6 protein-coding genes are annotated in these 9664 nt (G+C 69.6%); 2 read left to right on the forward strand and 4 right to left on the reverse strand.

The window, feature by feature from the left end; translation table 11 throughout:
• Positions 1-206: 206 nt before the first annotated feature.
• From RWO33_RS16775 to RWO33_RS16785, 3 genes are all read right to left on the reverse strand, one after another.
• The gene (locus RWO33_RS16775) at positions 207-599 is read right to left on the reverse strand and encodes a CopL family metal-binding regulatory protein (protein WP_314106280.1); all 393 of its coding nucleotides are present in this window, start codon (positions 597-599) and stop codon (positions 207-209) included.
• A 92-nt stretch (positions 600-691) separates the two neighbouring features.
• Positions 692-2494 (reverse strand): DNA helicase RecQ, encoded by a 1803-nt coding sequence (gene recQ, locus RWO33_RS16780; protein ID WP_314106281.1) that lies wholly within the window; start codon positions 2492-2494, stop codon positions 692-694.
• A 79-nt stretch (positions 2495-2573) separates the two neighbouring features.
• The gene (locus tag RWO33_RS16785) at positions 2574-3140 is read right to left on the reverse strand and encodes a Dps family protein (protein WP_314106282.1); all 567 of its coding nucleotides are present in this window, start codon (positions 3138-3140) and stop codon (positions 2574-2576) included.
• 89 nt (positions 3141-3229) lie between these two features.
• Between RWO33_RS16785 and hrpA the strand changes: the two genes are divergently transcribed.
• Positions 3230-7339: an ATP-dependent RNA helicase HrpA gene (gene hrpA / locus RWO33_RS16790; protein WP_314106283.1), complete on the forward strand. Its 4110-nt coding sequence runs from the start codon at positions 3230-3232 to the stop codon at positions 7337-7339.
• A 41-nt stretch (positions 7340-7380) separates the two neighbouring features.
• On the opposite strand, the gene RWO33_RS16795 is transcribed toward hrpA, so the two are convergent.
• Positions 7381-7905, reverse strand: a complete 525-nt coding sequence (locus RWO33_RS16795) for a hypothetical protein (protein WP_314106285.1) — start codon at positions 7903-7905, stop codon at positions 7381-7383.
• Between the two features lie 105 nt (positions 7906-8010).
• On the opposite strand from RWO33_RS16795, the gene RWO33_RS16800 reads away from it, so the two are divergent.
• Positions 8011-9664, forward strand: a 1654-nt coding sequence (locus tag RWO33_RS16800; protein WP_314106286.1) for a TGS domain-containing protein, incomplete at its 3' end; no start/stop codon positions are given.

Genomic DNA, 9664 nt, shown 5'->3' on the forward strand with positions numbered 1-9664 from the left:
CAACCACGCCGCCGGCGGCCAGGCCCTGCACGAACAGGCGCCGCGATGGCACGGGCGGATCGCCCGCGCCGGGGGGAGAGGGGTGTGACATTGCAACTCCGAATCGAATCCGAGGGCACGCGCAGGTGCCGGCAGGACGCGCGTGCGGCAGCACGGCGTCGCGTCGAGCGGGCGTTCGTGGCGAGCGCCGGCCCGGTCAGCTCCGGTCAGGCGATGGGAGGGCGGGTGATGCGGTCCAGCGGCAGGCTGCGCAGGACGGCCTGGGTGGCCGGCAGTGGCGCCGGCGACAGCGGCGGCGGTGTGGGGATCCAGGCGATCTGGGCGGTCAGGCCCGGCTGCTGGGCGCAGTTGCGCAGGCAGTCCTTGATCCTGCAGTGCTCGCTGTCGTCGGGTGCCTGGGCAGGCGGCGGCGTGTCAGCCCGCTCGCCGAGCAGGGCGGCGTGTCCTTCGCCATGGCAGGGCGGTGCCGGGGCGTCCTCGGTCGGGGCGGCCGGCATCGCCATGGCGAGCACCATCGGACCGGCCATGGCCGCGTTCAGCCCGTTGAGCAACAGGCTGAGCATCAACACCACGCGCAGGAGCAGGCCACCGGCAGACATGGGCGCCACCTTAGCGCCAAAGCGCGGCAGGCGCACCCCTCGCTGAACAGCGGGTTCAACTCTGGACGTGGGTCCGCTCGAGCGCATGCGGCTCAGCCTTCCTCGCGAACGATCTCGACCAGGCGCTCGCCGTAACGGGTCAGCTTGGTGCCGCCGATGCCGCCAACCCGGCCCAGCGCGTCGATGCTGGTGGGGCGCTGCTCGGCGATGTTGCGCAGGGTGCTGTCGTGGAAGATCACGAAGGCCGGCACGTTCTGCTCGCGCGCCAGCTCGGCGCGCAGCCCGCGCAGCGCGTTGAACAGGGCGAGGTCCTGCGGCAGCACCGACAGGCCGGTGCGCTGCCCGCTGCGGTCGCGTTCGCGGGTCTTGGCGCTTTCGCGGCGCATCATCACCTTGCGCTGGCCCTTGAGCACCTGCCGGCTGCCGTCGGTGAGGCGCAGGCCGCCGTAGGCGTCGCTGTCCACTTCCAGCAGGCCGGCCGCGACCAGCTGGCGGAACACGCTGCGCCAGGTGCGGGCATCCAGATCTTTGCCGATCCCATAGGTGCTCAGTTCGGTGTGGCCGAACTGGCGGATCTTGTCGTTTTCGCCGCCACGCAGGATGTCGATCAGGTGGCCCACGCCGAAGCGCTGGCCGCTGCGGTACACGCAGCTCAACGCCTTCTGCGCGGCCACGCTGGCATCCCAGGCATCCGGCGGCTGCAGGCAGTTGTCGCAGTTGCCGCAGGGCTGCGGATAGGTTTCGCCGAACCCGGCCAGCAGCACCTGGCGCCGGCACTGCATGGATTCGCAGTAGCCCAGCAGATGGTCCAGCTTGGAGCGCTCCAGCGCCTTGCGTTCCTCGCCGGCCTCGGACTGCTCGATCATCTGCTTGAGCAGCACCACATCGCCCAGGCCGTAGCACAGCCAGGCCTCGGCCGGCTCGCCGTCGCGGCCGGCACGCCCGGTTTCCTGGTAATAGCCTTCCATCGACTTGGGCAGGTCGGTGTGCGCCACGAAGCGTACGTCGGGCTTGTCGATGCCCATGCCGAAGGCGATGGTGGCGCACATCACGATGCCGTCCTCGCGCAGGAAGCGGCGCTGGTTGGACGCGCGCACCTCGGCCGGCAGGCCGGCGTGGTAGGGCAGGGCGTTCATGCCCTCTCTGCACAGGAATTCGGCGGTTTCCTCGACCTTGCGCCGCGACATGCAGTAGACGATGCCCGCCTCGTCGCGGTGCCCGCGCAGGAAATCCAGCAACTGGCGCTTGGCGTTGTCCTTCTGGACCACGGTGTAGCGGATGTTGGGGCGGTCGAAGGAGCTGACGAAGTGCTGGGCGTTGGTCAGGTCCAGGCGCTCGGCGATCTCGCGCTGGGTGGGCGGGTCGGCGGTGGCGGTCAGCGCGATGCGCGGCACGTCCGGCCAGCGCTCGTGCAGCACGGTGAGCTGGCGGTACTCGGGCCGGAAGTCGTGGCCCCACTGCGAGACGCAATGGGCTTCGTCGATGGCGAACAGGGCGATCCGGCTGCGTGCCAGCAGCGACAGGAAGCGCCCGGTCAGCAGCCGCTCGGGCGCGACGTACAGCAGTTCCAGTTCGCCGGCGAGCAGCTCGCGCTCCACCCGGGCGGCGGTTTCGCCGTCGAGGGTCGAATTCAGGAATTCGGCGCGCACGCCGAGCTGGCGCAGCGCTTCCACCTGATCCTGCATCAGCGCGATCAGCGGCGAAATGACGATGCCGGTGCCTTCGCGCAGCAGGGAGGGCACCTGGTAGCACAGCGACTTGCCGCCGCCGGTGGGCATCAGGACAAGCGCGTCGTTACCGGCCGCGACATGCTCGACGATCGCCTGCTGCGGACCGCGGAAATCGTCGTAGCCAAAAATGCGGTGCAGCAGTTCGTGCGCGGGGCGGGAAGACATCGCCGTAGTTTACCGGTTCCGGGGGGCGTTCCCCGTCCGGAATTCCCCCGATGGAGCATCGGGGGAACGGGCCCGGGCGTTACTGGAGGAGCGAGCGGAGCATCCAGGCGTACTTCTCGTGGGTCTGCAGGCGCTGGGTCATCAGGTCCTCGGTGGGGGCGTCGTCGGCGTCGTCGGCCACGTCCAGCACCTTGCGGGCGGTGCGGCAGACCGCTTCGTTGGCGACCACCAACTGGCGTACCATTTCACGCCAGTCCGCGCTGTCGGTCAGGCCCGGTTCCTCGGCGATCGAGGTCAGGGCGGCGAACTCGCGGTAGGAGCCCGGGGCATTGAAGCCCAGTGCGCGGATGCGTTCTGCAACCTCGTCCAGGGCTGCCCACTGCTCGGTGTACTGGGTTTCGAACATCAGGTGCAGCGAGTTGAACATCGAGCCGGTGACGTTCCAATGGAAATTGTGGGTCTTCAGGTACAGCGTGAACGCGTCAGCCTGGTAGGCCGCCAGTCCATCGGCAATCTTCTTGCGATCGCCCACCTTGATCCCGATATCGATGTTGGGGGCCGCCGGTGCCGCCGGTGCCGCCGGGATGCCGGCCGCCAGCTTCTGCCGGGTGGCCTTCGGTTTTGCGGGTGATTTGGTCTTCGCCATGGGGGAGTTCCTCTTCGTGGAGTGGATGGCCTTCACAATAGATCAGACTAACCTTCAGTTGTACTCATACGTACCAAACGATTCGATTGATGACCGCTATCAAACAACCTGCCGCTTCGTCCCTGTCTTCGCAGCAGGCCGCCATCGATGGGGCCATGAGCCGGGACCGCGGGCGTCTGCTCGGGCTGTTGTCGCGCTGCCGGGCCAAACCGGCCGACGCGGGCGTCGCCGCCGCCTTCGAGCAGGCGCTGCAGGCATCGGTGCAGCGGCGCCAGGCGCGGGCACGCAACCTGCCGTCGGTCACTCTGGACGACAGCCTGCCGATTGCGCGTGAAGCCGAGCGCATCACCGCGCTGATCCGCGACCACCAGGTGGTGGTGATTGCCGGCGAAACCGGGTCGGGCAAGACCACGCAGCTGCCCAAGCTGTGCCTGGCCGCCGGGCGCGGCGTGGCCGGCATGGTCGGCTGCACCCAGCCGCGACGGATTGCCGCACGCGCGGTGGCCACCCGCGTCGCGCAGGAACTGCATTCGGAGCTGGGCACCACGGTGGGCTACCAGGTGCGCTTCACCGACCGCGTCGGCGATGACACCCGGATCAAGTTCATGACCGACGGCATCCTGCTGGCCGAGATCAGCAGCGACCGATGGCTGTCGCAGTACGACACGATCATCGTCGACGAGGCGCATGAGCGCAGCCTCAACATCGATTTCCTGCTCGGCTACCTCAAGCAGCTGCTGCGCAGGCGCCCGGACCTGAAGCTGATCGTCACCTCGGCGACCATCGACACCTCGCGCTTCGCCCAGCACTTCGACGATGCGCCGGTGATCAGCGTGGAAGGCCGCACCTTCCCGGTGGAAGTGCGCTACCGGCCGCTGGAAGGCGAGGGGGGCGGCGACGCGGACGGTGGCCGCGATGGTGAGCGCACGGTCAACGACGCGGTGGTGGCGGCGGTGGATGAGATCACCCGCGCCGACCCGCGCGGCGACATCCTGTTGTTCTTCCCCGGCGAGCGCGAGATCCGCGATGCGCACCAGGCGCTGGAACGGCGCAAGTACCGCGAAACCGACGTGCTGCCGCTGTACGCGCGGCTGTCGGTGAAGGACCAGGACATGGTGTTCAGTCCCGGCAGCAGGCGGCGCATTGTGCTGGCCACCAACGTGGCCGAAACCTCGCTCACGGTGCCGCGCATCCGCTACGTGATCGACCCCGGCCTGGCCCGGGTCAAGCGCTACAGTCCGCGCCAGAAGCTGGACCGCCTGCATATCGAGGCGATTTCGCAGGCCAGCGCCAACCAGCGCAAGGGTCGCTGCGGCCGCGTCTCGGAAGGCATCTGCTACCGCCTGTACTCGGAAGCGGACTTCCAGTCGCGCGCCGAGTTCACCGACCCGGAAATCCGCCGCTCCAGCCTGTCCGGCGTGATCCTGCGCATGCTCCAGCTCGGATTGGGCCGGATCGAGGATTTTCCGTTCCTGGAGGCGCCCGACGAGCGCGCCATCGCCGATGGCTGGCAGCAGCTGGGCGAACTGGGCGCGGTGGACGACGAGCGTCGGCTGACCGCGATCGGGCGGCAGATGGCGCGCCTGCCGGTGGACGTCAAGCTGGCGCGCATGCTGGTCGCCGCCCAGGCACAGGGCTGCCTGCGGCCGATGCTGGCGATCGCCTCGTTCCTGGGAATCCAGGACCCGCGCGAGCGGCCACCCGAGGCGCGCGCGGCGGCCGACAACGCGCACGCGCTGTTCGCCGATGGCCGCTCGGAGTTCGTGGGCGTGCTGCGCCTGTGGGACGGCTACCGCCAGGCCCACGAAGACCTGACCCAGTCCAAGCTGCGCGGCTGGTGCGAACGCCATTTCCTCGGTTTCCTGCGCATGCGCGAGTGGCGCGAGCTGCACCGCCAGCTGCGCGTGCTGTGCGAGGAGCTGGGCTGGAACGAGGAGCCCATGGACAGCGCGATGGCACCGCTGCTGGCGGGCTCGTCGGCGCCTGCACCGGTACGCGATGACGCCGCCAAGGCCAAGGTCACCCGTGGCCAGCAACACCGCGCCGCGCGTCTGGCCCGGGAGGGCAAGGTCGAAGCGTCTGCTGCGGCCGCGCCGACGGCAGCGCCTGCACCCGCTGCCCCTGCCGCCGACGCGCGTGCCGGTTTCAGCGACCGCGTCCGCGCCCATGCCTACCAGACCCTGCACCGCGCGCTGATCGCCGGCCTGCCTACCCAGATCGGACACCGCAGCGACAAGGGCGATTTCCTCGCTCCGCGCCAGCGCCGCTTCCTGCCGTTCCCCGGTTCGGTGATGGCCAAGCGCCCGCCGCCGTGGCTGCTCGCCGCCACCCTGCTCGATACGCAGAAGGTGTGGGGCCTGACCAATGCGGCAATCGAGCCCGATTGGGTGATCGCCGAACTGCCGCACCTGCTGCTGCGCAAGCACTTCGATCCGCACTGGTCGCGCGCGCAGGGCCAGGTGCTGGCCTCCGAGCAGATCAGCCTGTTCGGGCTGGTGCTGGCGCCGAAGAAGCCGGTGCACTACGGGCGTATCGCGCCGGGCGAGGCGCACGACATCTTCGTGCGCCAGGCGCTGGTGAGCGGTGAGATCAACACCCGCGCCAGCGTCATCGCCGACAACCTGAAAGTCCTGGAGCAGGCCCGCGAAGAGGAAGCCAAGCTGCGCCGCGCCGGCATCGTCGCCGACGAGGACTGGCAGGCGCGCTGGTACCTGGACCGCATTCCGGCGGAGATCCATTCGTCCGCAGGCCTGGACAGCTGGTGGAAAGGCCTGGCGCCGGAAAAACGCCGCGCGGTGGCCTGGTCGCTGGCCGACCTGCTGCCCGGCGAAGGCAGCGACGCCGAACGGTATCCCATGTACCTGCCGCTGGGCGATGCGCGGCTGGCGCTGCATTACCGCTTCGAGCCCGGCAGCGAGGACGACGGGGTGAGCCTGGATGTGCCGCTGCACCTGCTCAATGCATTGGACCCGGCGCGGTTGTCGTGGCTGGCCCCCGGCTTCGTCGCCGACAAGGCCTCGGCGCTGATCCGCAGCCTGCCCAAGGCCATGCGCCGCAACTACGTGCCGGCGCCGGACTTCGGGCGCGCCTTTGCCGAAGCCTTCCCGGCCCCCAGCGCCGACGACCTGCGCGGCGAACTGGCGCGTTTCCTGTCCAAGGCCACCGGTGCACAGGTCAGCGCGCTGGATTTCGACGAAACCGCGCTGGATGCGCACCTGCGCATGAACCTGCGCCTGCATGATGCACAGGGCAAGCTGCTGGCCGCCTCGCGCGACCTGGACGCGCTGCGTGCCCGTTTCGGCGAACAGGCTGGCGATGCCTTCGCCGAACGTGCCGGCCGCGCGCTCGCCGCCGAAGGCCTGCGCGAGTTCCCCTCCAGCGCCATTCCGCTGCAGGTTCCCGGCGAAGCCGGTGTGCCGGCGTATCCGGCGCTGGTGGATGCGGGTGAAACGGCGTCGCTGCGGATTTTCGCCGACCGCAACGAAGCGCTGGAGCAGCACCCGCGCGGCGTGCGCCGCCTGCTGGAGATCGCGCTGGCCGACAAAGCCAAGCAGGCGCGCAAACAGCTGCCGGTGCCGCCCAAGACCGGGCTGCTGTACGCGGCGATCGAATCGCAGGAGCGCCTGCGTGGCGACCTGGTCGATGCGGCGATGAATGCCGTACTGGCCGACGGCCTGGGCGAGATCCGCGACCCTGCCGCGTTCGCCAGACGGCGCGATGCGGCCGGGCGCGACCTGTTCGGGGAAGCGATGGCGCGGCTGAAGCTGGCCGAGAACATCCTGGCCCACGTGGCCGAGCTGAAACCGGCGCTGGAGGCGCCGCTGATGGGCTGGGCACGCGGCAACCTGGATGATCTGGAGCAGCAGCTCGCGGCCCTGGTCCACCCCGGTTTCCTGCGCGAAACGCCCGCCGATGCGCTGGCGCAGTACCCGCGCTACCTGCGCGCGATGATCCTGCGCAGCGAGCGCGCCAAGCGCGATCCACCGCGCGACCAGGCACGCATGCTGGAGCTGAGTCCGTTCCTGGAGGCGTTGGACGACGCGCAGGCGCGGGGCCTGCGCGGACGCCCGCAGTGGCAGGCGCTGCGCTGGGACCTGGAAGAGCTGCGGGTGTCGCTGTTCGCGCAGGAACTGGGCGCTAAGACCGGCATTTCGGCCAAGAAGCTGGCCCAGCGCGTGGCGGCACTGCGCCAGGCTTGAAACGGACGCGCCCCTGCCGGGTCGGCACGGGGCGCACCGGGTTACTTGACGCGGCGGACCTTGGTGTGGGTATTGATACCCTTGACCTGCAGGTACCACGAGCCCATCAGCCCGGGCGTGATCGTCACCTCCGGATCGGTGCGGCGCCCCGCCGACAGCGTGGCATCGTCGGTCTGTTCCCACTCCTGCTGGTTGGCCAGGACGTAGCGGCGCCCCTTGCCGAAGCCGCGGAATTCGCCCTGCAGCGTGCTGACGATCGGTTCCTTGCTGCCGAAGTCGAAGAACCCGCGGTTCTTCTTGATCACTTCCTGGCGGCCTTCTTCGCGCGCCTCCTCGCGTGCCTGTTCACGCACGTCGGCGGTGACCGCCGCAACCTTGCCCTGCAGCCAGCCGTTGAGCGCGGCCAGTTCGGCCGGGCTGAGCTTGTCCAGGCCGGCAGCCTTGAATTCGGCGGGGGACATCTGCTGCTGCAGGTCGCCTCCGACAACGCGCTGGGCCAGGGCCGGCCCGGCAAGACCCAACAGCACGGCCGCGCAGGCCAACAACCTCAGACGGGAAAAACGCATGGCAGCTCTCCAGGAATGCAATTGACGGGTACGGACGACGGTTGTGATTGTCGGGCAACGATAGCAGCGCTAGTGTAGGGCTCTCTGTCTTGTCTGCATGATGCTGTGAACCGCGCTTCCGTCCCCGGCCTGGATGGCCTGTTGAACCGCCCCTCGGCCGCCGCCCTGCCGCCCGCGTTGCGCGAGGCGCTGCTGCAGCGCTGGCAGGACGCGCCGGGCGCGCACGCCCCGACCGCCGCGTGGCCGGTGCTGGCCGACACCCTCGATGCACTGGCCCTGCTGTCGGCCGACGACAGCGCCCTGCTGGCCGCGTTGCTGTTCGACCTGCCCGGGCTGCGCAGCGACCTGGACGCGCTGCCGCTGGGCAGCCACAAGGCCGCGGTGGTCGGCCTGCTGGACGGGCTGGACGCAGCCGACCAGGTCTGGGCGCTGCATGCCGGCCGCGATGCCGGGCGCAACAGCGAAGGCCTGCGCCGGCTGCTGCTGTCGATCATCCACGACCTGCGCGTGGTGCCGATCCTGCTGGCGCGGCAGCTGGCGCGCATGCGCGCGGCCGACCGCCTGCCCGAGGAGGAACGTCGGGCACTGGCCCAGCTGACCCGCGACATCCACGCGCCGCTGGCCAACCGGTTGGGCATCTGGCAGCTGAAGTGGGAACTGGAAGACCTGGCCTTCCGCCACCTGGAGCCGGACACCTATCGCCGCATCGCCCGCGAAGTCGATGAAACCCGGCTGGCGCGCGAGCGCTATGTCGAGCAGGTCAAGAAGGCGCTGTCGCGCGAACTGCTGGCCCAGGGCATCGAGGCCGAGGTCAGTGGGCGGCCCAAGCACATCTACAGCATCTGGCGGAAGATGCAGAAGAAGCGGCTGGCCTACGAGCAGCTGTACGACATCCGCGCGGTGCGGGTGATGGTCAAGGACGTGGCCGCCTGCTATGCCGCGCTGGGCGTGGTGCATTCGCTGTGGGCACCGGTACCCAGCGAGTTCGACGATTACATCGCCCGCCCCAAGGCCAATGACTACCGCTCGCTGCACACCGCCGTGGTCGGTCCGGAAGGGCGCACCATCGAAGTGCAGATCCGCACCCATGACATGCATGCGCAGGCCGAACTCGGCGTGGCCGCGCACTGGCGCTACAAGGAAGGCAGCAAGGGCGCGGAAAAGGCCTTCGACCGCAAGATCACCTGGATGCGGCAGCTGCTCGAGCAGTCGCAGGACGGAACGGCGGGCGAACTGGCCGGCGCGCTGGATGCGGAGCTGACCGAAGACCGGGTCTATGCGCTCAGTCCGAAGGACGAGGTGATGGACCTGCCGCAGGGCGCCACCCCGCTGGACTTCGCCTACCACGTGCACACCATGGTCGGGCACCGCTGCCGGGGCGCCAAGGTCAACGGCCGCATCGTGCCGTTGACCTACCGCCTGCGCAGCGGCGACCGCGTGGAGATCCTCACCGGCAAGGAGGCCGACCCGCGCCGCGACTGGCTGCTGGCCTCCAGTGGTTACCTGGCCAGCAACCGGTCGCGCGAAAAGGTGCGGGGCTGGTTCCACAAGCTGGACCGCGCGCGCAACGTGCAGGCCGGCCGCGACCTGCTCGATCGGGAACTGAAGCGCCTGGGCCTGCAGCAGGCCGACCTGGCCGCGGCCGCGCGCAGGTTCCACGCCGACAGCGTCGACGATCTGTACATCCAGGTCGCGCTGGGCGACACCGGGCCGCACCAGGTCAGCCGCGCGTTGCTGGAGGCCGAGCGCGCCGCCAGCC

The organism is uncultured Stenotrophomonas sp. (genome assembly GCF_963519925.1).
GTDB lineage: Bacteria > Pseudomonadota > Gammaproteobacteria > Xanthomonadales > Xanthomonadaceae > Stenotrophomonas > Stenotrophomonas maltophilia_AE.